Source organism: Streptomyces sp. DF42 (assembly GCF_058267695.1).
This window is the reverse complement of sequence record NZ_CM177859.1, coordinates 8,664,214-8,688,876: the sequence shown is the minus strand read 5'-3', so window position 1 is coordinate 8,688,876 and position 24,663 is coordinate 8,664,214. Positions and strand designations below refer to the sequence as shown.

The 24,663-nt window shown below is 70.5% G+C and carries 22 protein-coding genes and 1 pseudogene; 10 read left to right on the top strand and 13 right to left on the bottom strand.

Annotation, left to right across the window (positions count from 1 at the left end; all coding sequences use genetic code 11):
* Positions 1-5 precede the first annotated feature (5 nt).
* The 6 genes and pseudogenes from ACYUED_RS39955 to ACYUED_RS39930 form a co-directional block, all read right to left on the bottom strand.
* Positions 6-896: a dihydrodipicolinate synthase family protein gene (locus ACYUED_RS39955; protein WP_491289295.1), complete on the bottom strand. Its 891-nt coding sequence runs from the start codon at positions 894-896 to the stop codon at positions 6-8.
* On the bottom strand, positions 893-2,302 hold the full coding sequence (locus ACYUED_RS39950; RefSeq protein WP_491289294.1) for an FAD-dependent oxidoreductase: 1,410 nt from the start codon (positions 2,300-2,302) through the stop codon (positions 893-895). The genes ACYUED_RS39955 and ACYUED_RS39950 overlap by 4 nt, the downstream gene beginning before the upstream one ends.
* The gene (locus tag ACYUED_RS39945) at positions 2,295-2,597 is read right to left on the bottom strand and encodes a (2Fe-2S)-binding protein (RefSeq protein ID WP_491289293.1); all 303 of its coding nucleotides are present in this window, start codon (positions 2,595-2,597) and stop codon (positions 2,295-2,297) included. Before ACYUED_RS39945 ends, ACYUED_RS39950 begins: the two co-directional genes overlap by 8 nt.
* Entirely contained in the window at positions 2,594-3,745 is a 1,152-nt protein-coding gene (locus ACYUED_RS39940) for an NAD(P)/FAD-dependent oxidoreductase (protein WP_491289292.1), read from the bottom strand. Before ACYUED_RS39940 ends, ACYUED_RS39945 begins: the two co-directional genes overlap by 4 nt.
* Before the next feature lie 93 nt (positions 3,746-3,838).
* Positions 3,839-4,296: pseudogene (locus ACYUED_RS39935) on the bottom strand (ABC transporter permease); the annotation flags it as partial.
* A gap of 75 nt (positions 4,297-4,371) precedes the next feature.
* Positions 4,372-5,034 (bottom strand): MmyB family transcriptional regulator, encoded by a 663-nt coding sequence (locus ACYUED_RS39930; protein WP_491289291.1) that lies wholly within the window; start codon positions 5,032-5,034, stop codon positions 4,372-4,374.
* Positions 5,035-5,257: 223 nt separating this feature from the next.
* Here ACYUED_RS39930 and ACYUED_RS39925 point away from each other — a divergent pair, with 223 nt between their 5' ends.
* On the top strand, positions 5,258-5,911 hold the full coding sequence (locus ACYUED_RS39925) for a helix-turn-helix domain-containing protein (protein WP_491289290.1): 654 nt from the start codon (positions 5,258-5,260) through the stop codon (positions 5,909-5,911).
* Positions 5,912-5,943: 32 nt separating this feature from the next.
* Complete coding sequence (locus ACYUED_RS39920) at positions 5,944-6,474, top strand: toxin-antitoxin system, toxin component (protein WP_491294647.1); 531 nt, start codon at positions 5,944-5,946, stop codon at positions 6,472-6,474.
* Between the two features lie 78 nt (positions 6,475-6,552).
* Here the strand turns inward: ACYUED_RS39920 and ACYUED_RS39915 are convergent, their stop codons facing one another.
* The gene (locus ACYUED_RS39915) at positions 6,553-7,596 is read right to left on the bottom strand and encodes an alpha/beta fold hydrolase (protein ID WP_491289289.1); all 1,044 of its coding nucleotides are present in this window, start codon (positions 7,594-7,596) and stop codon (positions 6,553-6,555) included.
* Between the two features lie 240 nt (positions 7,597-7,836).
* Here ACYUED_RS39915 and ACYUED_RS39910 point away from each other — a divergent pair, with 240 nt between their 5' ends.
* Complete coding sequence (locus ACYUED_RS39910; RefSeq protein WP_266686448.1) at positions 7,837-8,064, top strand: hypothetical protein; 228 nt, start codon at positions 7,837-7,839, stop codon at positions 8,062-8,064.
* Positions 8,065-8,082: 18 nt separating this feature from the next.
* On the opposite strand, the gene ACYUED_RS39905 is transcribed toward ACYUED_RS39910, so the two are convergent.
* Together ACYUED_RS39905 and ACYUED_RS39900 are read right to left on the bottom strand one after the other, a co-directional pair.
* On the bottom strand, positions 8,083-8,766 hold the full coding sequence (locus tag ACYUED_RS39905) for a 4'-phosphopantetheinyl transferase family protein (protein WP_491289288.1): 684 nt from the start codon (positions 8,764-8,766) through the stop codon (positions 8,083-8,085).
* Positions 8,763-9,623, bottom strand: coding sequence for a metallophosphoesterase family protein (locus ACYUED_RS39900; RefSeq protein ID WP_491289287.1), 861 nt, complete (start codon positions 9,621-9,623; stop codon positions 8,763-8,765). Before ACYUED_RS39900 ends, ACYUED_RS39905 begins: the two co-directional genes overlap by 4 nt.
* A gap of 270 nt (positions 9,624-9,893) precedes the next feature.
* Here ACYUED_RS39900 and ACYUED_RS39895 point away from each other — a divergent pair, with 270 nt between their 5' ends.
* The 3 genes from ACYUED_RS39895 (at position 9,894) to ACYUED_RS39885 (ending at position 13,802) form a co-directional block, all read left to right on the top strand.
* A complete protein-coding gene (locus tag ACYUED_RS39895; RefSeq protein WP_491289286.1) occupies positions 9,894-11,027 on the top strand; it encodes an ATP-grasp domain-containing protein in 1,134 nt (377 codons plus the stop codon).
* A gap of 212 nt (positions 11,028-11,239) precedes the next feature.
* Positions 11,240-12,925, top strand: a complete 1,686-nt coding sequence (locus tag ACYUED_RS39890) for a carbohydrate binding domain-containing protein (RefSeq protein ID WP_491289285.1) — start codon at positions 11,240-11,242, stop codon at positions 12,923-12,925.
* Positions 12,926-13,151: 226 nt separating this feature from the next.
* A complete protein-coding gene (locus ACYUED_RS39885; RefSeq protein WP_491289284.1) occupies positions 13,152-13,802 on the top strand; it encodes a hypothetical protein in 651 nt (216 codons plus the stop codon).
* Positions 13,803-13,809: 7 nt separating this feature from the next.
* Here the strand turns inward: ACYUED_RS39885 and ACYUED_RS39880 are convergent, their stop codons facing one another.
* The 4 genes from ACYUED_RS39880 to ACYUED_RS39865 all read right to left on the bottom strand — a co-directional run bounded on the left by ACYUED_RS39880 (position 13,810) and on the right by ACYUED_RS39865 (position 20,273).
* Entirely contained in the window at positions 13,810-15,060 is a 1,251-nt protein-coding gene (locus ACYUED_RS39880; protein ID WP_491289283.1) for an alpha-L-fucosidase, read from the bottom strand.
* 2 nt (positions 15,061-15,062) lie between these two features.
* A complete protein-coding gene (locus tag ACYUED_RS39875) occupies positions 15,063-18,104 on the bottom strand; it encodes an alpha-mannosidase (RefSeq protein WP_491289282.1) in 3,042 nt (1,013 codons plus the stop codon).
* A gap of 70 nt (positions 18,105-18,174) precedes the next feature.
* The gene (locus tag ACYUED_RS39870) at positions 18,175-19,512 is read right to left on the bottom strand and encodes a 6-phospho-beta-glucosidase (RefSeq protein ID WP_491289281.1); all 1,338 of its coding nucleotides are present in this window, start codon (positions 19,510-19,512) and stop codon (positions 18,175-18,177) included.
* Positions 19,509-20,273, bottom strand: a complete 765-nt coding sequence (locus ACYUED_RS39865; protein ID WP_491294645.1) for a DeoR/GlpR family DNA-binding transcription regulator — start codon at positions 20,271-20,273, stop codon at positions 19,509-19,511. The genes ACYUED_RS39870 and ACYUED_RS39865 overlap by 4 nt, the downstream gene beginning before the upstream one ends.
* 128 nt (positions 20,274-20,401) lie before the next feature.
* Here ACYUED_RS39865 and ACYUED_RS39860 point away from each other — a divergent pair, with 128 nt between their 5' ends.
* From ACYUED_RS39860 to ACYUED_RS39845, 4 genes are all read left to right on the top strand, one after another.
* Positions 20,402-21,451, top strand: a complete 1,050-nt coding sequence (locus ACYUED_RS39860; RefSeq protein WP_491289280.1) for a carbohydrate kinase family protein — start codon at positions 20,402-20,404, stop codon at positions 21,449-21,451.
* Between the two features lie 48 nt (positions 21,452-21,499).
* Positions 21,500-22,777, top strand: coding sequence for an extracellular solute-binding protein (locus ACYUED_RS39855; protein ID WP_491289279.1), 1,278 nt, complete (start codon positions 21,500-21,502; stop codon positions 22,775-22,777).
* 124 nt (positions 22,778-22,901) lie between these two features.
* Entirely contained in the window at positions 22,902-23,786 is an 885-nt protein-coding gene (locus tag ACYUED_RS39850; RefSeq protein WP_491294643.1) for a carbohydrate ABC transporter permease, read from the top strand.
* The gene (locus tag ACYUED_RS39845; RefSeq protein WP_491289278.1) at positions 23,783-24,631 is read left to right on the top strand and encodes a carbohydrate ABC transporter permease; all 849 of its coding nucleotides are present in this window, start codon (positions 23,783-23,785) and stop codon (positions 24,629-24,631) included. The genes ACYUED_RS39850 and ACYUED_RS39845 overlap by 4 nt, the downstream gene beginning before the upstream one ends.
* Positions 24,632-24,663: the final 32 nt, after the last annotated feature.

The window sequence follows — 24,663 nt, the reverse complement described above, 5'->3', positions numbered from 1 at the left end:
CTCCGTCACACGAGTCCGGCCGCGACGGCCTTCTCGGTGGCGGCGCGTACGGCCGCCTCCTGTTCGGGCAGCAGCGGCACGCGGGGCGGTCGCACCGGGCCGCCGTACCGCCCCACCACGTCCATCGACAGCTTGATCGCCTGCACGAACTCCACCCGGGAGTCCCAGCGCAGCAGCGGATGCAACTGCTCGTACAGCTTCTTCGCGGTGGCCAGATCGCCGTCGACGGCCGCGTGGTACAGCTCGACGCTCGCGGTGGGCAAAGCGTTCGGGTATCCGGCCACCCAGCCCTTCGCACCCGCGATCGCGAGCTCCAGCAGGACGTCGTCGGCCCCGATCAGCAGGTCCAGTTCCGGGGCGAGTTCGGCGATCCGGTAGGCGCGGCGGACATCCCCGGAGAACTCCTTGACGGCACGGATGTGCCCCTCCCCGTGCAGCTTCGCGAGGAGTTCCGGTACGAGGTCGACCTTGGTGTCGATCGGGTTGTTGTACGCCACGACCGGCACACCCGCCTTCGCCACCTCGGCAAAGTGGGCGAGGACCGAACGCTCGTCCGCCCGATAGGCGTTGGGCGGCAGCAGCATCACCGCGTGACAGCCTGCGTCGCGGGCCTGCTCGGCCCAGCGGCGGGACTCGGCGGACCCGTACGCGGCGACACCGGGCATGACCCGCTGCCCGCCGATCGCGTCGACGGCCGTCTCGACGACCCTGGCCCGTTCCTCGGGGGTGAGCACCTGGTACTCCCCCAGCGAGCCGTTGGGGACGACACCGTCGCAGCCGTTCTCGACGAGCCAGGCGCAGTGCTCGGCATACCTGTCGTGGTTCACGGAGAGGTCGTCGTTCAGCGGCAGCGCGGTCGCGACGAGGACGCCGCGCCAGGGGCGGTGGTCGGTCATGAGGGCCCTCCATCGATAGGGTGTTCGTCCTCGCGGGCGAGGACTCCGAGCGGTACGGGGCACGCGAACGGCCGCCGGGACGGGGTGAGTTCGCATCCGGCGAGCCCTGCGACCGCGGGTGCGCACATCCGGCCCTGGCACCAGCCCATGCCGGCCCGGGTCAGCAGCTTCACCGTGCGCAGATCGCCGGCGCCCAGCTCCGCCACGGCCGCCCGGATCGTGCCGCCGGTGACCTCCTCGCAGCGGCACACGACGGTCTCGTCGGTGACCTGCGCGGTCCAGTGGGCGGGCGGGGCGTACACGGAGTCGAGCGCGGCGGAGAACTCCCGCAGTCGCGTACGGGACTTCACGGCCGCGGCCCACTCGCGCGGGTCGGGTGCGGCCCCGCCGAGGCGAGCGGCGGCGGAGCGTCCGGCGATGTGGCCCTCGGCCAGCGCGAGGGCCGAGCCGCCGATGCCGGTGGCCTCTCCCGCGGCCCACACACCGGGTACGTCGGTGCGCTGTTCGTCGTCGACGTGCACGCCCATGCCGTCGAGGCGGCAGCCGAGGGCCTCGGCGAGGTCGGTGTGCGGGAGCATGCCGTGGCCGACGGCCAGGGTGTCGCAGGGGATACGGCGCTCGGTGCCGGGCCGCACCCTCCCCTCGCCGTCGAGCGCGGCGACGGTCACCGCCTCCAGCCGGTCGGCGCCGTGCGCCTCGACGACGGTGTGCCGGGCGAAGGTGCGCACCCGGTGCCGCAGCAACCGGGCGGCGTACCCGGCCCCTTCGGCGACCTTGCCCGGTTGTGCCGCCAGCGCCCGGGTCCGCCGTACGAACGCCCCGGCAGCGGCGGATTCGACGAGGGCGGCGACCTCCACTCCGGCCGCGGCGAGGCCCGCCGCCACGGGCAGCAGCAGCGGTCCTGTCCCGGCGACCACGACGATACGTCCGGACACCGCGAGGGTGCCCTTCAGCATGGCCTGGGCCCCGCCCGCGGTGACGACACCGGGGAGGGTCCAGCCGGGAAAGGGCAGTACCCTCTCGTACCCTCCGGTGGCCAGGAGCACGGCGTCGGCGCGCACGGTCACCGGGCTCTCCTGCTCGGAGCCGAGCAGGGCGTGCACGATGAACCGGCCGGAGTGCCGTTCGACGAACCAGACATGATGGCCCGTCAAGTGCCGTGCTGTGTCGGCTCTTACGTGCGACTCCAGCCCGTCGCGCAGTCGCTCCCAGGTCCGCCAGTCGTGGTGCAGCGCCTGCGGCCGGCGGGCGCGCAGTTCGGCGGCGGGCTGCCGGTAGAACTGACCGCCTGCCTGCCCGGCCGAGTCGATCAGGGTGACCGCGACGCCGTGCGCCGCGGCGGCCACGGTCGCGGCGAGCCCCGCCGGGCCCGCGCCGATCACGGCGAGGTGCGGTCGCTCAGTCATCGTGACCGGTCCCTTCCTGCGTGCGGATCGCATCGCCCGGCTGCACGGAGACCAGGCAAGCCCGTTGGCCCGGACGGCCGTTGACGGTCACCAGGCAGTCGAAGCAGACGCCGATCCCGCAGAAGACACCACGCGGACGTCCGGCACCGCGGGTGGTGCGCCAGGACGCGATCCCCGCCGCCCAGAGCGTGGCGGCGACCGTCTGGCCGGGCAGTGCCTCGATCTCGCGGCCGTCCAGCGTGACCGTGAACGGCGGGCGCGGGTGGGCCCCGGCCAGCTCCCATGGGGAGTTCACACGGCCTCCTCGGGAAAACGGTCGGGGCGCAACGGCGCCAGGTCGAGGTCGGGCGTCTTCGCGGTCAGCACCTGCGCGATCAGGTGGCCGGTGCCGGTGGCGAGCCCGATGCCCGCGCCCTCGTGCCCGCAGGCGTGGAAGAGGCCGGGCACCCGTGGGTCGGCGCCGACGGCGGGCAGGTGGTCGGGCATGTACGGGCGGAAGCCGGCGTAGGAGCGGATGACGCGGACGTCGGACAGGAAGGGGAACAGCCGGGTCGCGCCCGCCGCGAGGGCCCGCACGGCGGGCAGCGAGAACGTCCGGTCGAAGCCGACCCGTTCGCGGCTCGCGCCGATCAGGATCGGTCCCGCTGCCGTGCCCTCCACGACCGGCGAGGTCTGCAGCGCGGCCGAGTCGCTGGCCACGTCGGCCACGTAGTCCGCGGCGTACACCTTGTGGTGGACCATGCGCGGGAGCGGTTCGGTGACGAGGACGAAGCCGCGCCGCGGGAGAACGGGCAGGAAGGTGCCCGCGAGCGCGGCGAGTTCGGCACCCCAGGTGCCGGCCGCGTTGACCAATGCCGGGGCGTGGATGTCGCCCGTGTCGGTGCGAACTCCGAGCACCGTACGGTCCGTTGTGCGCAGCACGCCGGTCACCGTCCGGCCGGTGAGCAGGCGGGCGCCCGAGGCCCGCAGGAGGTGGGCGGCGGCCAGGGCGGGCATCACCTGGGCGTCCTGCGGGTAGTGCACGGCGCCGGGAAGACCCGGGGCGAGCCGGGGTTCGAGGCCGTACAGCGTATCGCCCGCGACGGTTTCGGCGACGACTCCGGCCGCACGCTGCCCGGCCGCGAAACGCTCCAGCGCGGTGAGAGCGCCGGGTGAGGTGGCGACCACGACGCCACCCTTGGGCTCGTACTCGACGGCCTCGCCGAACTCCTGCGCCAGCTCGGCCCACAGGCGGTTCGAGAGGAGCGCGAGGTCGAGTTCGGGGCCGGGCTCCTTGTCGGACACGAGGAGGTTGCCCTCCCCCGCGCCGGTGGTGCCGCCGGCCACGGGGCCACGGTCCACGACGACGACGTCCAGGCCTGCGCGGGAGGCGTACAGGGCGCAGGCGGCGCCCACCATACCGGCGCCGACGACCACGACATCGCAGGTCAGAGGCCGACTCACGTCAGTACCATGTCACATAGCGCTGACTTCACATCAGTACTATGTCACATACCGCCGGCCCTGAGAATGGCGTTGAACGGCCCGGAACGGCGCTCACACCCGGCTCCCCGTGGCCGTGTCCGCCGAAAGCCGCTGAGCCACGTAGATCGGGACGACGGACAGCAGCACGAGCACGGCCGCGACCCCGTTCACCACCGGCGCCTGCTGCGGGCGGACCATGTTGTTGAAGATCCAGATCGGCAGGGTCTCGATGCCCGGACCCGCCGTGAACGTCGTCACCACGATCTCGTCGAAGGAGAGCGCGAAGGAGAGCAGTCCTCCCGCGAACAGTGCCGAGCGCATCAGCGGCAACGTGACGTCGGCGAAGGCGCGGAAGGTGTCGGCGCCCAGGTCCATCGCCGCCTCCTCGTACGAGCCGGCGGTGCGGCGCAGCCGGGCCACGACGTTGTTGAAGACGACGACGCAGAAGGTGGCGTGCCGACGACGACGGTGATCAGGCCGAGGCCCACCCCGAGCGGTGCGAGTACCGCGCCGAAGGCCGAGTTGACTGCGGCTCACGGCTGGTCCCCTGCCGGGACATCCCGCTCGTCCTGATGATCGCCCCGCACTGATGGCCCTGGTGGTGGTCAGGACCCGGGGGCCGGCACGACCCTCAGGTGCGCCGCCACGGGGCGCGGCTTGCGGGCCTTGGCCCGGTCGCGGCGGGTCTCCCGCAGGACCAGCGTCATCCGCGTGTACCCCATGCCCTGCAGCGTCCTGGGCGTCTCGTCCACGACACGGCAGTCGGTGGCGCCCCAGCGGGGATCGGGGTGCAGCAGGGGGCGTACGGCTCCGTCGTGCGCCACGGCCTGTTCACCGACCGCGCGGATCCAGTGCGGCAGCCCCTGCCGGTAGGCGGCCTCCATGATCGGGTCCTGGGCGATGTCGCGGCGGATGGACTGCAGTCCGTGGTCGTGGCCGTACTGCTCGACGGCGGCGGCGAAGTGCGCCAGCATCGGCAGGAACCAGCTCGACTCGTGCTCCCCGAGAACCGTGGCCGCGTCCGGGTGGAAGAGGACGAATCTGAGGAAGTTCTCACCCGGCATGGCAGTCGGGTGCGGGCCCACCTCGCGGAAAAGTGACGCGAAAGCATTGTTGGAGAGAACAACGTCCCAGCGGTGGTCGAGGACGACGGACGGGAAAGGAACGGCCTCCAGGAGGACGGCGTAATCCTGCAGATACGCCTGGGCGTCGAGACTCTCGGGGACGGGCCGCGGTACGGACCACTGCCCTCCTGCCTGATGTGCCATCGGGAGGTCACCCCTCTTGCCTCTGCGGCCTTCACGCGGCGCCTTGATCCTGCGGCCCCGACGCGAGTCGTGTCAACTATCGTGGCATTTCATGCTGGTTGACGGCTGAAATTGGCCACAGTTGTGGCGACACCTGGATGCGAGTTCGAACTACCCGGTAATCTCCGTCGAGTTCACGGCAACCGCTTGTGAGAAGCCTGTGAGAAACGTAGGAGATCTGTCGGTGACGGATGGCTTCGAGGGTCCGGGCACCACGGCGACGACCGCAGCGCTGCCGGCCGTCGTCGCTCGCGTCACCGCGCTCGCCGACCGGCTCGCCGTGCCGCATGCGGAGGTCTTCGACACCGGCCGGCTGTCCGCCGCCTCCGGCGTCCCCGAACCGGTGGTCAGGGCCTTGCTGAGCGGACGTCCGGCGGGCGAGCCCGATGTGCAGGCACGCTTCCTGCAGCGACTGGACCTGCTGCGCCGCACCCGGCTCAAGCCCAACGGGCGCAAGTACACCCAGCAGGAGATCGCCGACGGCGCGGGCATGTCCCGCCAGCAGGCGGGCGCACTCATCAACGGCGACCGGCGTCCCACCATGGAGCACTGCGACGCCGTCCAGCGGTTCTTCCGGGTGCACGCCGGATTCCTCACGGCCGAGGATCCCGAGGCCCTCACGGGCGCCCTGCAGAGCACCGAGCAGGAACTCCTGCACAAGCTCGCCGAGCGGGAGGCGGCCGCGGCCGTCGACGACCCGCTGGAGCGGCTGCTGCAGGACCACGGCGTCCGCGGGATCGCCTGGCGGGCCGCACAACTGCCCACTGACCAGCACCGCGACAAGGTCGCCGAGTGGCTGGACATGCTCCTGGAGAGCGTCAAGCGGCCCGAGTCGTGAGCCTGGGGAGAGGTGTGGGCATCGGCAGGGACATGCGCCGCCTGTGCGCGGAGCTGATCGCCGAGCTCACCCTTGCCGCACCGGCCCGGCCCGCGGACCTGTACGGCGCGCTGTGCGACGGGATGAGCAGACGCCGCGGCCGGCCCGTCCACTTCCGTACGGCCGCCTTCCCGACCGGCACCGCGAGCGGGCTGTGGCTCGACATGACCGACCAGGATCTCGTCGTGATCGAGGAACGGACCGCGCCGGACCACCAGTTGGTGATCCTCGGGCACGAGCTGTGGCACATCAAGGCCGGGCACGGCGGCCATCACGTCGAGGGCGCCAAGGTCGCGGCACGGCTGCTCAGCGACGACGCCGACCTGAGGGCCGCCGTCCGCAAGGTGGCCGCCCGCAGTCGCTTCGACCTGGCCGACGAGCAGGAGGCCGAGACCTTCGGCCTGCTCCTCGCCAGCAAGTGCCGTACATGGCTTGCGGGTTCACAGTTGCGCGGGCCGGTGCAGCGCGATCATCTGGCAGGGCGGATCGAGGCGTCGTTGGGGTATGTGGGGCCGCAGGGCTGAGCGGTCGCCGGTCGGGCACGCAGTGGAACGTCACATGCCACTGAGAGGGGTGCGCGACACGCGACCACGAGTGCCATGTCAGGTGGCGCTGCGTTCACTCGCCTCCCTCAGTTCGCGTTCCACCTCCCGGTTGCGGGCCGTGTCCGGCCGCCCGGCACCGGGGGCCGGCCGGCCCTCGACGAGCAGCTTCCGCCAGTGTTCTCGGCTCCAGTGGGCGGGTGTCGTGCTCGCCGTGAAGTCCTCGATCAGCGAGACGAAGCGCGTGGGGTCGCTGTGGAACGGGAAGTGGCCGGCATCCTCGAATATCTCCAGGCGGCTGCCCGGCATCGCCTCGTGTGCCCCGAACGCGTGTCGCACCGGCACCACGCTGTCGCGGTCGCCCCACATCAGCATGGTCGGCATGCCCTCGGTGAGATAGCACCGGTCGAGCATGGTGACGACCTGGCCGCGCCAGTCGACGACCGCGCGCAGGGTGCGGATGAAGGCGTTGCGGGAGGTCTCGTCGGGCAGGGCGTCGACGAGGGTGAGGAGTTCGGGGGCGTCCTGGCCCAGGTCGGTGTCCAGGAGCCTCATCAGACGTGCCACGAGCCCCACTTGGAGTCGCATGCCGGGCAGTCGCAGCGTGGACAGCATCAGGTGGGCTCCCGGCAGGGAGACCAGCCGCAGAACGGGGTTGACCTCGCGGCCGACGCCGCCCGCGCTGACCAGGACGAGCCGCTCGGTGCGCTCGGGGAACTGGTAGGCGAACTGCATGGCGACGCCTCCGCCCAGCGAATGCCCGACCAGCGTCGCCGACTCGATGCCGAGGGTGGTCAGCAGGTCCCGTACGCCGTTCGCGTAGGCGGCCACCGAGTAGTCGGCGCGCGGTTTGTCCGACGCGCCGTGACCGAGCAGGTCGGGGGCGATCACGGTGTGCGTGCGGGCGAGGTCGGGGATCAACTCGGCCCAGGTCGCCGAGGAGTCCCCGATGCCGTGGACGAGGACGAGCGCCGGGCCCTCGCCGGCCATGCGGAAGGCTCGCCGGTAGCCGTGCACCACGCGGTACTGCAACTCGAGTTCCCCGTCGCCCACCGGTCGCAGCCGTACGGCGCGCACCGGGCGCCGGGGCGGGACGTCGACCACGCACTCGCCTCCCGTTCGATGGTGGCCGCACAAGCGGCCGAGAGCCCTGCCATCCAATGTAGAGCGGCTGTCCCACGTGGGATTTCGGGGAGGTTTCGCCTCCGCTAAGCGGGCGAAGGGACGCGTTCGGGAACCCGATTGTCAGTGGCGGGCGGCAAGCTGGAGTTGCGCCCCCCTGTGCGGGGCGTGCGCGCCGACGGGCGCGCGGGACGACGACGCCGACACGGGGAGAGCCGACACATGCCCACAGCCGTACTGACCGACCAGGAACGCACCGCCGTACAGGCTTATCTCCGGCTGCTGCACACCGTTCGAGCCGCCTTCGACGGTCCCCCTGGCTCCGGCCGACCACCCGTCGTGCCGCCCGGCGTGCTCGCCGAGGCGGAGCAGGCGCTGGCGGCCGCGGGGCTGAGGGGGAACGAGGAGGAGTTCTTCCGGCTGCTGCAGAGCTGGTGCCCCGAGCCGTGACATGTGCCGGGCGGGGGCTCAGGTGCTGTGCGACACCGTGATCGCCGTTGCCACCAGCCCCCGCTGGACGGTCCACCGGCCTTCGAAGTGGCCGAGGCGCCGGCCGCCGACCAACGGGCCGGGGACGAGGAGTTGGGCGCGGAAGCGGCCGTGCCGCGGCTCGCCGGGGCCGACGGACATCTCGATGTCGGCTTCCGTGAACTCCAGCCACTGCCGGGTGAGGGGGAACCACGCCTTGTAGACGGATTCCTTCGCGCTGAACAGCAGCCGGTCCCAGTGGATCCCGGGATGCTGCCCGGCCAGCCGGCGCAGCCTGGCGACTTCGGCGGGCAGGGAGACGGCCTCCAGGACGCCCTCCGGGAGCGGCTGGTGGGGTTCGGCGTCGATGCCGAGGGAGGCGAGGTCGGTGGCGCGGACCAGGGCGGCGGCGGCGTAGCCGTCGCAGTGGGTCATGCTGCCGGCCAGGCCGTGCGGCCAGTGCGGCGCCCCGCGTTCGCCGGGCAGGACGGGCTGCGGCGGTACGCCGAGCTTGTCCATGGCACGGCGTGCGCAGGCACGTACGAGGGCGAACTCGCGGCGACGTTTGTCGACCGCCTGCGCGACGACCTCGGCCTCCTCGGGGTACAGCGGCGCGGCCTCGCTCCCGTCGTCGCCGTGCACCTCCACGGCCACCACCTCGTCCGGCAGCAGCTCCTCGATCACCCGACCCCGACCTCCTTCGGCAGTACCCGGCGCAGTCTCCCCGGTGGCTCCGCCCGCTTGCGCCACTCCCGGGGGTAGCCGACGGAGACCTCCTCGAAGCGGACTCCCTCGTGCCAGGTGGTCCGCGGGATGTGGAGGTGTCCGTAGACCATCGTCTCGACCCTGAAGCGCCGGTGCCAGTCCGCGGTCAGGTCCGTGCCGCACCACATGGCGAATTCGGGGTACCACAGGACGTCACAGGGGTGCCGGTCCAGTGGGTAGTGGTTGACGAGGACGGTGGGCAGGTCGGCGGGGAGTGCGGCAAGCCTGCGTTCGGTCTCGGCGACGCGGGCCCGGCACCAGGCCTCGCGGCTGGGGTAGGGGTCGGGGTGGAGCAGGTACTCGTCGTTGCACACGATGCCGGTCCCGTGCGCGTACTCCAGTCCCTGCTCCTTGGTGACGCACCCGTCGGGCAGGAACGAGTAGTCGTAGAGGAGGAAGAGCGGTGCCACGGCCACGGGGCCGTCGGGGCTCTGCCACACGGGGTAGGGGTCCTCGGGTGTCGTGACGCCCAGCTCGCGGCACATGGCGACGAGGTGTTCGTAGCGGGCGACGCCGCGCAGGGTGACGGGGTCGTTCGGGTGGGTCCACAGTTCGTGGTTGCCCGGTGCCCAGATGACCTTGCGGAAGCGGCTCGCGAGGGTTTCCAGGGTCCAGCGGATGTCGGACACGCTCTCGGAGACGTCGCCGGCCACGAGCAGCCAGTCCTCGTCCGACTCGGGGCGCATGGCCTCGACCAGAGCGCGGTTCTCGGCGTATCCGATGTGCAGGTCGCTGATGGCCAGCAGTTGTCCGGCACCACCGGCCGTCGACGTCACGTCCCGCCTCCTCCGTACACCCTGCGCACGCATGAACGGGACCACGAGAACACATGTCGCCGGTGCCGGACAAGGTGGCATGATCGGAGGACCCGCGAGGGGAATCCGTAACACGCACGTTGCACGCGCGGCCTCCGCGAAGCCGTATGATCGCCGCGACACCTCCACCACAAAACCCCTCGGACAGGGGCGGTTTGGTGACCCTCCAACTCCCTTGCCCGGGCACGGGCTGCTCCGCCGTGCCCGCGAACCGTGAAAGGACGGCCCTGCATGGTCTCTCGCGTACGCGTCTGGCTCAACCGCACGTACGCGGAGAACGTGTTCTTTATGGATCAGCTGCGCCGAAATCCCAGCGATCGGGCGGTGGAGATCCATGCCACGCACGGGGACGCGGACTCTCCCGTGCTGGCCGCCGCCGACACCGCCGACCTGGAGCCGGAGGGTCTGTCTCCCGCCGGGTACGTGGAGTTCGCGCTGGCCCAGTGCCGGCGTCGCGGGATCGACGTGTTCGTGCCACGGCTGCACCAGTCGGCGATCGTGGCGCACCGCGCCGATTTCGAGGCGGCCGGTACGGCGCTGCTCGCGCCGCCTCCGGAGGCCGTGGCCGTCTTCGAGGACAAGGTGATCGCCTACGAGGCCATGGAGGCGATCGGGGCGCCGGTGCCGCCGTGGTGGCGGGTGCGGTCGGCGGATGAACTCGTCGCTGCTGTCGAGGAGTTGGAGGCGGGCGGGCACAAGGCGTGCTTCAAGCCGGCGTCCGGTGCGGGCGGGGTGGGCTTCCGTGTGATCACGCGCGCTCCGTTCTCGATGGCGCAGCTGAACGGCTTCCCGAGCCCGTATGTGCCGATGGACCTCGTCACGGAGGCGCTGCGGCAGGCCGAGGAGCCCGTCGACTGGCTGGTGATGCCGCGTCTGGAGCAGCCGGAGGTGTCGGTGGACTGCCTCACCGGGCCCGACGACCGGGTGCGGCTGGCGATCGGGCGCACCAAGAACGGCCGGCGACGCGGGTTCACACTGCACGAGCAGTGGCTGGAGCCGGCGCGGCTGATCGCGGAGAGCTTCGGTCTGCACTACTTGTCCAACATCCAGTTCCGGATGTACGGCGACCGGCCGGTGCTGATGGATGTGAACACGCGGCCGGCCGGCGGCCTGCACCAGCTGTCGCTGTGCGGGGTCAACGCCCCTTGGGCGGCAGTGCAGTTGGCTCTCGGGGACGATCCGGGAGAGATGGCTCCGCCGTTCCTGGGGCAGGACTACACGGTGGTTTCCGGGCCGCGGCCCGTGCGTGCGGTTTCGCTGCCGCAGCAGAGGGTCGAGGAGACGACGGAGGCGTTGCTGCCGGCCGTGCCGGCGCCGGCACCGGTCGATTCCGTCGAGGCGGCGGCGACGGTACTGCCGCTCTAGGTCGTCGGCCCGGCGCGGGTTCGTCGCGGTTGATCGCACAGTTCCCCGCGCCCCTGAAAGACGCGCGGTTCCCCGGGCACCTCGGAAGGGGCGGCTCGTCCACCGGTATGGACCAATTCGGCGTCAGACCTTGACACCGAGATTGGTCCATACCAACTTGTGTTGCGCACCTCTCTGCACTCCCGGACACCCCATTCCTTCAGGGAGATCGCGTGCGCAACTCACTCGGACGTCACAGACGTCGGCTCCTCGCACTGCTCGGCTCCGCCGCACTCGCGCTCGCCGGAGCCATCGCTCTTCCCGGTACGGCCCAAGCGGCCAACATCCTGACCAATTCCGGCTTCGAGTCGGGCAGCCTCTCCCCGTGGAGCTGCACCGGCAACCTCGGCTCAGTCGTCTCCTCCCCCGTGCACGGGGGCGCCAAAGCCCTTCAGGGCGCGGCGAGTTCGAGCGACAACGCGCAGTGCAGCCAGACGGTCGCGGTCCAGCCGAACACCACGTACTCGCTCAGCGGCTGGGTGCGCGGCTCGTACGTCTACCTCGGTGTGAACGGCGGCGCCTCCACGTGGACGACGTCCCCGTCCGCGTACAGCCGGCTGTCCGTCTCCTTCACGACCGGCGCCTCGCAGACCAGCGCGACGATCTACGTCCACGGCTGGTACGCCCAGGGCACCTACTACGCCGACGACATCAGCCTGGACGGGCCCGGCGGCGGTGGCGGCTCGGACAACCAGGCGCCGAGCACGCCGACCGGGCTAGCCTCCACCGGCAAGACGTCGTCGAGCGTGTCGCTGAAGTGGAACGCCTCGACGGACAACGTGGGCGTCACGGCGTACGACATCTACAGCGGCTCGAACAACGTCCTCACCGTCTCCGGCACGTCCGCCACGGTCGGCGGGCTGTCGCCCAGCACCGGATACACCTTCACCGTCAAGGCGCGGGACGCGGCCGGGAACACCTCCGGGGCCTCCAACGCCGTGAGCGTGACGACGGACGCGGGCGGCGGTGGCGGGAACGGGTTCAAGCAGGCGGCGCCGTATCTGTACGAGGGCTGGGGCGATCCACCGGGCCCGAGCACGGTGATGAGCGCGACCGGCGTCAAGTGGTTCACGATGGCCTTCGTGCTCGACTCGGGTGGCTGCACCCCGGCCTGGGACGGCAGCCGGGCGCTGACCGGTGGCGTCGACCAGACCGCCATCAACCAGATCCGGTCCGCCGGTGGTGACATCGTGCCGTCGTTCGGCGGCTGGCAGGGCAGCAAGCTCGGCGCCAACTGCTCCTCCGCGAGCGCGCTCGCCGGGGCCCTGCAGAAGGTGATCGACGCCTACTCGCTCAAGGCGATCGACATGGACATCGAGAACTCGGACGAGTTCGAGAACGAGGCCGTGCAGGCGAAGATCCTGACCGCCCTGAAGACGGTCAAGGCCAACAACCCCGGCCTGAAGACCATCGTCACCTTCGGCACGTCGACCACCGGCCCGACGTACTACGGCAACCGGCTCATCGAGCAGGCGCAGTCGCTCGGCGCGGGCATCGACGTCTTCACGATCATGCCGTTCGACTTCGGCGGCGGCTCCGACATGTACGGCAACACCGTGAACGCGGCGGAGGGTCTGAAGGCCAAGCTGAGGTCGGCCTTCGGCTGGGACGACGCCACCGCCTACTCCCACATCGGCATCTCGGGCATGAACGGCCTGTCCGACCAGCAGGAGACGACCACTCCGGCGATCTGGACCCAGATCAAGGACTGGTCGAACTCCCACCACATCGCACGGCTCGCCTTCTGGTCGGTCAACCGCGACCGGCCGTGCCCGGGCGGGGGCGTGGTGAGCAACTGCTCCGGCATCAGCCAGAACAACTGGCAGTTCACCTCGATCACGGCCGGCTTCACCGGCTGAGGATCAACTGAGGAGGCTGGAAGAAGGGCTGGCGCCCGGGCTCCCGCGGCGGGAAGAATCTTGAACCGACCCGCCGCGGGGGCATTCCCGTGGCTCGACGGCACGGGATTCGGGGGCGGCTCATGACCGAGGCGGCGCAGGAGTGAGGACCAGGATCACCACTGCCGGCCGGTGTCGGTCGTTTCTCCTCGCTCTCGGCCTCGTCGCGCTCCTCGCCTCCTGTGGCGTGCCCGACGGCGCGAACAAGGGGCCCGAGGACGTGGAACAGCGGCCCGGGCAGGCGGACTTACTGGCCTCCATCGTCAACGACCGCAAGCACCTCTTCGACGGATCCCTCGCGTACGACCCCGCCGTCTCCGTGCCCGTCGGCGAGAGCCTGACCTACGACGTACGGCTCATCGCACGGGGAGAGAAGTCGTCGGGCAGGGCGGCGCAGGCCGCGCTGGTGACCCGGGCGTTCCAGGTGGGCGGAGAGGAGGGTGCCACGCTGACCTCCGGGAGCAGGGAGATGCGGATCGTGCTGCTGGGCGACGGGGCCGAACAGCCCATCGTGCAGCCCGGCGAGGACGCGGCGTGGCAGTGGAGCGTCTCCGCCGACGAGCCCGGCGACTACGAACTCGCGCTCACCGTCACGACGTACCAGGGCGAGTCGAACCGTGCTCTGGACACGTTGCACCCCCCGATCAAGATCCATCTGACCGTGCACAACACGTGGTCGCATCGCATCGAGGCGATGAACGACTGGCTCATCACGGCGAGCGGTATCGCTACCGCACTGGTCGCCGTCTACGCGCTACGGGCTCCCCTCAGCGAGTTCGTGCGAACCCGCGGGGAAGCCCGTCGGCGGCGCAACCAGAGCCGGGACGGCTATATGTGAGTGGTCGTCAGAACCGGCCCGACCCCCGGTACAGCTCCAGCTCCCCCTCCAACTCGACGGCGAGAACGGTGGCGTACGGGTCCAGGTCCGCCTCCGCCGGCGGATCGATCCACACCACACCCACCGCGTCGTGCAGCCCGCCGACCACGCGGTGGCCGAGTTCGGTACCCGTGCCGAGCACGGTGACCTTGCGGACCGCCGTCGCCAGGCCCCGGACGCCGATCTCGGCGCGCGGGATGTCGAACAGGGTGAGGTACAGGGTGCGGCGGTCGGCGGACAGGGTGCTGGGACCGTAGTGGTGCCCGGGCGGCAGCCCGCGCTGCGTCCCGTACACCGCCTCCGCGTGCTTGCGGATCCACTCCCCCAGGCCTTCCAGACGTTCGACCTGCGGCTGCGGGATGGTGCCGTCCTCCCTCGGGCCGACGTCGAGGAGCAGGTTGCCGCCCCCGCCGATGGTCTCGGTGAAGTAGCGGATCAGCTGGGCGAGCGGCTTGTGGTTGTGGTCGTGGTGCTGGTAGCCCCATGAGTCGTTGATCGTCAGGCACAGTTCCCAGGGGCCGTCCGGCGGCACGATGGGGGCGCCCTGCTCGGGGGTGGCGTAGTCGCCCTCGCTGAGCATCCGGGCGTTGAAGACGACATCCGGGGAGTACGAGCGGATGAGCGCGGCGAGTTCGGGGATGCGCCACTGTTCCTCGCTGCGGTCCCACTCACCGTCGAACCACATCAGGTCGGGCCGGTGGCGGGACGCCAACTCCCGGACCTGGCCGTCCCGGTAGGCGATGAACCGCTCCCAGGCGTCCAGGTCCTCGTGTTCGGCCGCCACCTCGGAGTAGCGGTTGTCCTCCTGCTCCGGCGGTCGGCCCGGCTTGCGGGTGGAGGCGTAGTCGGGGTGGCTCCAGTCGGAGTGGGAGTAGTAGAAGCCGACCTTGAGGCCCTTCTCGCGCAAAGCCTCCGCGTAGCCGGTGAGGTAGTCCCGGCCGAGGCTGAGGTCGCCGTACTGCGTGTCCCACAGCGCCACGCCGTCGTGGTGACGGCTCGTCAGCACGGCGTACTTCGCGCCCGCCCGGGCGAACAGGTCCGCCCAGGCCCTCGGGTCGTACTTGGCGCCGGTGAAGCGGTCGAGCTGGGACATGTACTGGTCGTGCGGCACGATGTCGTCGTAGAACGACCAGGATTCCTGGACGCCGTCGACCGCGTAGATGCCCCAGTGGACGAAGATCCCCAACTTGGCGTCGGTGAACCACGGTTGTACGGGCACGGTCAGCCCCTCCGCAGTCGGAGGGTCAGGATCTGGAAGGGCCGCAGCGCGAGGGGGACGCCGCCGTCGACCACGTCCGCGTCCTCCAGTCGCCGTTCCAGCAGGTCGGTCACCTGGGCGCCGGCGAGCGGGAAGCCGGTGCGCAGCACGCCCTGGGCGCGGCCGCCGCGGGACTCGTAGAGCCGTACGACGACATCGCCCGAGGCGTCGTCGGCGAGCTTGACCGCCTCGACGGTCACGCCCTCGCCGTCCACGGAGACCACCGGCTCCGGGGCGCCGGCCGCATCCGCCACCCGCAGGGGGAGGTTGAGGGCGTACCCCTCGGCGACCGCGTCGTCGATGCTCGCGCCGGGCAGCAGGGAGTAGGTGAAGCGGTGCTTGCCCTGGTCAGCCTCGGGGTCGGGCACGCGCGGGGCGCGGACCAGGCTGAGGCTGACCCGGGTCGTCGTGCCGCCGTCCTCACGGACGGTGCGGGTCACGTCGTGGCCGTAGGTCGAGTCGTTGATGACCGCGACGCCGTAGCCGGGCTCGGCGACGTGCACCCAGCGGTGGCCGGAGACCTCGAAACGGGCCGCCTCCCAGCTGGTGTTGGTGTGCGTGGGCCGCTGGACGTGGCCGAACTGGATCTCCGCGGAGGAGTGCGGGGCCCGGATGTCCACCGGGAAGCCCGCCTTGAGGATCTTCTCGGCCTCGTGCCAGTCGATGTCGGTCTCGAAGTCGATACGGGCACTGCCGGCCCGGAGCGTGACCGTCTGGGTGATCTTGGAGCCCTTGCCGAAGGAGCGCTCGATGCGGATGGCGCCGACCAGCGGGTCCGCCTCGACCAGGGTGACCGACTCGGGCTCCAGCAGGTCCGTGTAGCGGTTCCTGTAGTGCTTGTCGATGTCCCAGGCGTCCCAGTAGTTGGGCAGGTCGGTGTGCAGGCGGAGCAGGTTGCCCTGTTCGGCGAGGACTTCGCGGTTGGCCCGCAGGTCGAACACGGACGACAGGGTTCCGTCCTGAGCGACCTCGACACGGACCAGGCCGTTGTCGAGGACGCGGCCTTCGGCCTTCACCGGCTGTGCGGGCTCGGCGGCGACGAGGGGCGCGCTGCCGCTCGCGGGCACCCGCACATACGCGGGCAGGCCCTCGGGCGTACGGACCACTTCGGCGCGGTCGCAGGGGCTGGTGTTGAAGACCCGGCTCTCGCCACCGCCCAGCGCGGCCACGGCCTGAGCCGTCAGCTCCTCCAGCTCCTCTGCCACCCGGGCGTACTCGGCCTCCGCCTCGCGGTGCACCCAGGCGATCGACGACCCCGGCAGGATGTCGTGGAACTGGTGCAGCAGCACCGTCTTCCACAGCCGGTCCAGCTTCTCGTACGGGTAGGCGTAGCCCGGCGCGTGCAGTGCGGCCGTCGTCGCCCACAACTCGGCCTCGCGGAGCTTGTGTTCGGAGCGGCGGTTGCCCTGCTTGGTGCGGGCCTGGGAGGTGTACGTGGCGCGGTGCAGCTCCAGGTAGAGCTCGCCGTTCCAGACCGGGGCGTCGGGGTACTCCTCGCGGGCCTTGGCGAAGAAGGCGTCGGGGTGCTCGACGACGACCTTGGGCGAGCCCTCCAGGTCGGCGAGCCTGCGCGCCCGTTCCATGATCTCGCGGGTGGGGCCGCCACCGCCGTCGCCCCAGCCGAACGGGGCGAGGGAGCGCGTACCGCCGCCCTTCTCCTGGTAGTTGCGCACCGCGCGGTCCATCTCCTCGCCGCTGAAGCGCGCGTTGTAGGTGTCGACCGGCGGGAAGTGGGTGAAGATGCGGGTGCCGTCGATGCCCTCCCACCAGAACGTGTGGTGGGGGAACTTGTTGGTCTGGTTCCAGGAGATCTTCTGGGTGAGGAACCACTCGTTGCCGGCGAGCTTGGCGAGCTGCGGGTAGGCGGCGTTGTAGCCGAAGGAGTCCGGCAGCCAGACGCCCTTGGTCTCGATGCCGAAGTGCTCGATGAAGAACCGCTTGCCGTGGATGAACTGGCGGGCGACGGCCTCGCCGCCGGGCAGGTTGCCGTCGGACTCGACCCACATGCCGCCGACCGGCGCCCACTGGCCCTTCTTCACGGACTCCTGGATGCGCGCCCACACCTGCGGGTAGTTGTCGCGGACCCACTCGTACTGCTGGGCCTGGGAGCAGGCGAAGATGAACTCGTCGTACTCGTCGGCGAGCGAGGTGACGTTGGAGAAGGTGCGGGACGTCTTGCGCTTGGTCTCGCGGATGGGCCACAGCCAGGCGGAGTCGATGTGCGCGTGGCCGACGCCGGAGATGGTGTGGGCGCTGGCGTGCGCGGGCTTGGCGAGGACGGGGGCGAGCACCTCGCGGACGGCGGCGGCGCTGCCGGAGACGTCGTCCAGGTCCAGGGCGTCCATGGCCCGGTCCAGGGCGTGCAGGATCTCGTGGCGGCGCGGTTCGTGCTCGGCGAGGTGGACCATGAGCTCGCGCAGCACCTGGAGGTCCAGGTCGAGGTGGAAGACCTCCTCGTCGAGGACGGCGAGGTCGGCGCGCCGGAAGGTGTACAGCGGCTTGTCGCCGGCGGTCAGCACATCGCCCAGACGCGTGGGCGCGGCGAAGTCGTTGGCCAGGATGTCGGGGTTGGACGCGGCCTCGACGAGGTAGTCGATCTGCTCGCCGCCCGTCGCCGGGTTGGCGATCGGCACGTACTGGTTGAGCGGGTTGACCGCCTTCAGGGGCGTCCCGTCGGTGAGGTGGACCAGCGCCTCCGCCTGGTTGCCCGGCCAGTCGCCCACGAAACCGAGGTCGATGACCGTCTCGACGCGCCGGCCGGCCCACTCGGCGGGCACCTGCCCGCTCATCCGGAACCAGGTCGTGCCCCAGGGCGGGCCCCAGGGAGTGTTCATCGCGAACGGCTCGTACGCGGCCGCCGCGGCCTCCTGGAAGGGGACCGGCTCGCCCGGCGCCTGCCAGGCCTCGACCGCCAGAGGGGCGGTGGCCGCGTAGATCGCGGGCTTGATGCGCTGGTTGTGGAGGCGCTCGGCGCGCTCCTCGATCCGGCGGCGTTCGTCGTGCATGGAGTGTCTCCAGGAAGGGAGCGGGCGAAGGAAGCGGAGGAGCCTGGGGAAAGCGCTTTCCGGCGAGCGTCTACCTAAGGTACGACAGTCCCGGATGCACGTCCGTGTAGCCCTCGACCAGGCGACGGGCCACGTTCACGGAGTCGACCAGCGGGTGCAGCGCGAACGCCTTCACCGCCGTCACACGGGAGCCGGACTCGGCGGCGGCGAGCACCTCGCGCTCGACCGCCTTGACCGCCGAGACCAGGCCGGTGGCGTGCTCGGGCAGCGGGGCGACGGTGACCGGGTGCGCGCCGTTGGCGTCGACCAGGCAGGGGACCTCGATGACGGCCTCGGTGTCGAGCACCGCGAGGGTGCTGCGGTTGCGGACGTTGAGGATCAGGGTGGTGCGCTCGTCGCGGGCGATGGCCCGCATCAGGGCGAGGGCGACCTTCTCGTAGCCACCGGAGAGGTCGTCGGCGTCACGTTCGCCGGCGCCGGCGCTCTCCCGGTTCTCGGCCATGTAGGTCGCCTCGCGCTCGGCGCGGGTGCGGTCCCAGGCGGTCAGGGCGTGCGCGCCGGGGTCGCGCATCTCCTCGTAGAAGTGGGCCTGCTGGTCGCGCAGGAAGGCACCGCGGGTCTTCTCGGCCTGCTGGTAGGCGCGGACGGCCTCGCGGTTGAAGTAGTAGTAGTGCAGGTATTCGTTGGGGATCGCGCCCAGGGACTGCAGCCAGTCGACACCGAACAGCTTGCCCTCCTCGAAGGAGCCGAGCAGGTCGGGGTCGGCGAGCAGTCGCGGGAGTTCGTCACGCCCCGCGATGTGCAGGCCGCGGACCCAGCCGAGGTGGTTGAGGCCGACGTAGTCGATCCAGGCCTCCTTCGGGTTCCCGCCGAGCACCCGGGCGATACGGCGGCCGAGCCCGACCGGTGAGTCGCAGATGCCGATGACACGGTCGCCGAGGTGGCGGGACATGGCCTCGGTGACCAGGCCCGCCGGGTTGGTGAAGTTGATGACCCAGGCGTCGGGGGCGAGACGGGCCACGCGCCGGGCGATGTCGACGGCGACCGGGACGGTCCTGAGGCCGTAGGCGATGCCGCCCGCGCCGACCGTCTCCTGGCCGAGGACGCCCTCCGCCAGGGCCACTCGCTCGTCGTTCGCCCTGCCCTCCAGGCCGCCGACGCGGATCGCGGAGAAGACGAAGTCGGCACCGCGCAGGGCCTGGTCGAGATCGGTGGTCGCCGTCACCGCCGGGGCGTCGGCGACGCCGGCCGCCTGTTCGGCGAGCACGCGGGCCACCGCGGACAGCCGGCCGGCGTCCAGATCGTGCAGCACGACGTCGGTGACCCGTCCCTCGCCCCGGTCGCCCAGGAGCGCCCCGTACACGAGCGGCACCCTGAACCCGCCACCGCCCAGAATCGTCAGCTTCACGCTTGCACCTCTCCTGCCACGACCACCTCGACGCCGGCCTCCTGCAGGGAGGCGCTGGTCGCCGGGTCGGCCGGCGTGTTCGTCACCACTACGTCCAGGTCCTCGGGACCGCAGACCTTCGCCATGCCCGTACCCGGGAACTTGGCCGAGTCGGCCAGCAGGACGACCCGCTCGCCCGCCTTGATCATGGCGCGCTTGACCGGCACCTCGACGACGGTCGTGTCCATCACCTGCCCACCGGGACGTACTCCACTGGTGCCGAGGAAGAGCCAGTCGGCATGCAGCTGGCGCAGGTTGTCCTCGGTGAGGAAGCCGACCAGGGAGCGGTACTCCCGGCGGACCATCCCGCCCAGCAGCACCAGCTCTATGCCCTCGTCGTCGGCCAGCTCCTCGTAGACCACCAGGTTGCTGGTGATCACGGTGAGGCGGCGGCCGTGCAGCTGGCGGGCCAGCCGGAGGGCGGTGGTGCCGATGTCGAGCAGCACCGACTGGCCGTCCCGGACCATCGCCGCGGCGCGCGCGGCGATGGCGTCCTTCTCCGCCACGCGCATCTCGGCGACCTCGGCGAAGGGCTGGTCGCCCTCGTCGGCGACGGCACCGCCGTGCACACGCGTGAGCAGTCCGTCGTCCTCCAGCTTGACCAGGTCGCGCCTGACCGTGGCGGGGCTCACGCCCAGCTGCTCGGAGAGGTCGGTCACAGCCGCGGGGCCGCCGGAGCGCAGGGCCCGCAGGATGAGTTGATGTCGTCGTTCTGCCAGCACGCCGTGAACACTACTCGTCATCTCCAATCATTTCCATGCTCACTTCTGTTCGGGTATTGACCAATCTCTCGGAACGGCGCACGATTCCGGTCATCGAAATTGACGAGTTTTGACGAGAGGGTGTGCGCGTGGACGACGACAGGCCCGATGTGCTGCTGACCGGGCTGCTCTTCTACGACCTCGTCCTCACAGGGCTCGGGAAGGCGCCGACGCCGGGCGAGGAGATCTGGACGGCCGGCATGGGCTGCGGCCCCGGCGGCATCGCGAACCTCGCGGTCGCCGCGTCCCGTTTCGGCCTGCGCACCTCGCTGGCCACGGTCTTCGGCGACGACTTCTACGGCGAGTACTGCCGGGACGTCCTGTGCGACCAGGAGGACATCGACCTCTCGCTCTCCCGCACCGCGGACGGCTGGCCCACCCCCGTCACCGTCTCGCTCGCCACCGGCCACGACCGGGCCCTCGTCACCCACGGGCAGGAACCCCCGTACTCGCAGGACACGCTGATGGGCGACCCGCCCGAGGCGCGCACCGCCCTCGTGCACCTGGAGGCCGAACCGCGCGCGTGGCTCGCGAAGGCCGCCGCGAACGGCACGCAGATCTACGCGGACGTCGGCTGGGATCCCACCCAGGAGTGGTCCACCGACCTCCTCGACCAGCTGAGGATGTGCCACGCCTTCCTCCCCAACGAGACCGAGGCGATGGCCTACACCCGCACCGACAGCGCCTTCGCCGCGCTCGGCACGCTCTCCGAGCTGGTCCCGGTGGCGGTCGTCACACGGGGCGGGGACGGCGCGGTGGCCGCCGACCAGATCACCGGCGAGTACGCCGAGGTCCCGGCCCTCGACGTCGACGTCCTGGACGCGACGGGCGCCGGGGACGTCTTCGGGGCGAGCTTCGTCGCAGCCTCGCTCGGCGGCTGGCCCCTTCAGGAACGGCTGCGGTTCGCCGTGCTCGCGGCCGGGCTGTCCGTCCGGCACCACGGCGGGGCCCTCGCTGCCCCCGGCTGGTACGGCGTCCACCGCTGGTGGCGGTCGCTGAAGGACCCCGGACTGCGGCGCGCGTACGGCTTCCTGGCCGACCGCATCCCGGCCGACGTCGGCCCGCCCGTGCAGCACGCGCCCGTCACCCCGCCCGCCCACACACCCGTCGGCTCACGCGTCTGCGAACGGCGGCAGTGACCCCTCGTACCCCCTCTCCACGTCGAACAGGAACAACAGGAGTGACCCGTGGACCTTTCTCGTAGAGGCTTCCTCCAGGCCGCCGCACTCACCGCGGCCGCATCCGGCCTGACCGTCGCATGCGGCGGAAGCTCAGGATCGGGCGGCACCAAGAACGGCAAGAACCTCACCCTGTGGTACTGGGGTGGCGGCCTCAGCGACAAGGTGGTCGCGGACGCCAGGACGCACTTCAGCAGCTCGGTGAAGCTGACCGTCGCCTCCATCGGCGGCGACTTCAAGCAGAAGCTCACCACCACCCTCGCCGCGGGCACCTCCGTGCCCGACATCACCGGCATCAAGGGCGAGGACATGGCGTCCTTCCTGCCCAACGCGAGCCGCTTCCTGGACCTGAACGACCTGGGCTTCAAGAAGATCTCCTCCCAGTACCTGGACTGGAAGACCAAGCTCGCCCAGACCAAGGACGGCAAGCAGATCGGTTTCCCGATCGACATCGGCCCCACCGCGATGTTCTTCCGCGCGGACCTGTTCGAGAAGGCCGGGCTGCCCACCGACCCCGACAAGGTCGCCGCCCAGGCCAAGACCTGGGAGGACTACTTCGCGCTCGGAACCGAGCTGAGGAAGAAGGTCCCCGGCACCTACCTGGTCAACAACCTCGGCTCCATGTTCGACATGACCGTCGGCCAGGGCACCCAGCGGTTCATCGACAAGAACAACCACTTCATCGGCGACCAGGACCACATCCGCGCCGCATGGACCACGTCGGTGCGCCCCTACACCCTCGGCCTCGACGCCAAGATCAACGACAACACCTGGAACGCCGCCATCGGCAAGACCCTGGGCACCGAACTCGGCGCGGCCTGGCACGCGCTGGACATCGAGCAGGCCGCACCGGCCACGAAGGGCAAATGGCGGGTGTGTGCCATGCCCGGCGGACCTGCCAACCAGGGCGGCTCCTACCTGGCCCTGCCCAGGCAGTGCCGCAACCCCGAAGAGGCCTTCAAGATCATCAGCTGGATCCTCAGCCCCGCCAACGACGCCCGCGGGTTCACCGACGCGGCCATCTTCCCCGCCGCCCCGGCCGCGTACGCCATGCCGGCCATGACGGGGCCCGACGCCTTCTTCGGCGGACAGAAGATCATCGAGGTCTTCGGGCCTGCGGCCAAGGCCATACCGGACAGCTACGAGGCGCCCGCCGACGCCGCCGTCATGGCCCCCTACAAGACGGAGCTGACCAACATCGAGGCCAAGGGCAAGAAGCCCGACGACGCCTGGAACGACGCCGTGAGCCAGGCCAAGCAGATCGCCCGCCGGCAGGGGGTGAGCTGAGGTGTCGTCCCCTCCGGTCACCGGTTCCGCCGAGGTGCCGCAGCGCCTCGGCGGGCCGGGCCCGGCCCGCTTCCGCCCGCGGCGCACGCCGCCGCCGGGCGCCGTGCGGCCCAAGCGCCGTGGGCTGCTGTCCTACTGGCGGCAGTACCTGGCGATCTCGCCCTTCTTCCTGATCTTCATCGCGTTCTCGTTCTTCCCGGTCTTCTACTCGCTGTATCTGGCCTTCCAGCGCTGGGACGGCCTGGGCGACATGCAGTTCGTCGGCCTGCAGCAGTTCAAGTTCCTCTGGGACGACGCGGTCTTCTGGCTGTCCATCCGCAACACCCTGGTGATCTGGGTCCTGTCCACGGTTCCCACGCTGTTCGGCGCCCTGGTGCTGGCAACGCTGCTGCACTCGGTGAGACGCTTCAAGGGCTTCTACCGCATCGCTCTCTACGTGCCGAACGTGACCTCGATCGTCGCCGTGTCGATCTTCTTCGGCGCGGTGTTCAGCAACAACTTCGGCCTGGTCAACGCGATCCTGGGCATGGTCGGCATCTCGCCGGTGCCGTGGCTGAGCAATCCGTGGCTGATCAAAGTGGTCATCGCGCTGCTGATGACGTGGATGTGGACCGGCTACAACATGATCATCTACCTGGCCGGTCTCCAGGCGATCCCGAACTCGATCTACGAAGCGGCCAAGATGGACGGGGCCGGCCCGATCCGCACCTTCTTCCAGATCACCATGCCGATCATGCGGCCCATCATCCTGTTCACCGTCGTCATCTCGACCATCAACGGCCTGCAGAGCTTCAGCGAACCGCAGGTCCTGTTCGCCAGCAACGCCGCCACCCCCAACCTCGGCGGCCCCGGCCAGGCCGGCCTGACCACGCTGCTGTACTTCTACCAGTCGGCCTTCGTCAGCAACGACTACGGCTACGGCGCGGCCATCGTGTGGGCCTTCTTCGTATTGATCCTGATCCTGGTCGTCGTCAACTGGCGCGTCGTGCAGCGCGGGAGGAAGTCATGACCGCAGCGGTGACGAGGCGGCCCAGGCGCCCCAAGGGCCTGACCGCGCACGTCTTCCTCATCCTGGCCGTCGTGATCTCGGTCTTCCCGTTCGTGTGGACGATCGTCATGGCGACCAACACCACCGAGGACATCTACAAGAGCCCGCCGAAGCTGACCCCCGGTTCGCACCTGCTGGAGAACGTCCGGCACGTGCTGAACACGATCGACTTCTTCGGCTCCATGCTCAACACCCTCGTCGTGGCGTGCGTGACCACCGTCCTGGTCCTGTTCATCGACTCCCTGGCGGCCTTCACCTTCGCCAAGTTCGACTTCCCCGGACGCAGGCTGCTCTTCGCCACCCTGCTGGGCTTCATGATGCTGCCGCTCCAGCTGGCCGTGCTGCCGCAGTTCATCCTCATGGGGCACATCGGCTGGGTCGGCACGCTCCAGGCACTGGTCCCGCCCGCCCTCGCCAACGCCTTCGGCATCTTCTGGCTACGCCAGTACATCGAGAACGGCGTGCCGGACGAACTCCTCGACGCCGCCCGCATCGACGGCGCCGGGTTCTTCCGCCAGTACTGGAACATCGCACTGCCGATGATCAAGCCCGGGCTGTCCTTCCTCGCCATCTACGCCTTCGTCGGTGCCTGGAACGACTACATCTGGCCGCTCGTCGTGCTCACCGACCCGCAGCGCCTCACCCTCCAGGTGGCGCTGGCCCAGCTCCATGTCGGCCACACCACCGACTACAGCATGGTCATGGCGGGCGTGCTCATGGCGGCCGTCCCGCTGGTCGTGGTCTTCACGGTCTTCGCCCGGGGATTCATCGCGGGCGCCACCGAGGGGGCGGTACAAGGGAGTTGACCCGGCCGGGCAGCGCAGGCTGCGCGGCAAGC

Excerpts from the sequence above, each read along its gene's own strand:
- ACYUED_RS39955 (WP_491289295.1), bottom strand. The coding sequence starts at position 896 with ATGACCGACCACCGCCCCTGGCGCGGCGTCCTCGTCGCGACCGCGCTG.
- ACYUED_RS39950 (WP_491289294.1), bottom strand. The coding sequence starts at position 2,302 with ATGACTGAGCGACCGCACCTCGCCGTGATCGGCGCGGGCCCGGCGGGG.
- ACYUED_RS39930 (WP_491289291.1), bottom strand. The coding sequence starts at position 5,034 with ATGGCACATCAGGCAGGAGGGCAGTGGTCCGTACCGCGGCCCGTCCCC.
- ACYUED_RS39920 (WP_491294647.1), top strand. The coding sequence starts at position 5,944 with ATGCGCCGCCTGTGCGCGGAGCTGATCGCCGAGCTCACCCTTGCCGCA.
- ACYUED_RS39910 (WP_266686448.1), top strand. The coding sequence starts at position 7,837 with ATGCCCACAGCCGTACTGACCGACCAGGAACGCACCGCCGTACAGGCT.
- ACYUED_RS39895 (WP_491289286.1), top strand. The coding sequence starts at position 9,894 with ATGGTCTCTCGCGTACGCGTCTGGCTCAACCGCACGTACGCGGAGAAC.
- ACYUED_RS39875 (WP_491289282.1), bottom strand. The coding sequence starts at position 18,104 with ATGCACGACGAACGCCGCCGGATCGAGGAGCGCGCCGAGCGCCTCCAC.
- ACYUED_RS39845 (WP_491289278.1), top strand. The coding sequence starts at position 23,783 with ATGACCGCAGCGGTGACGAGGCGGCCCAGGCGCCCCAAGGGCCTGACC.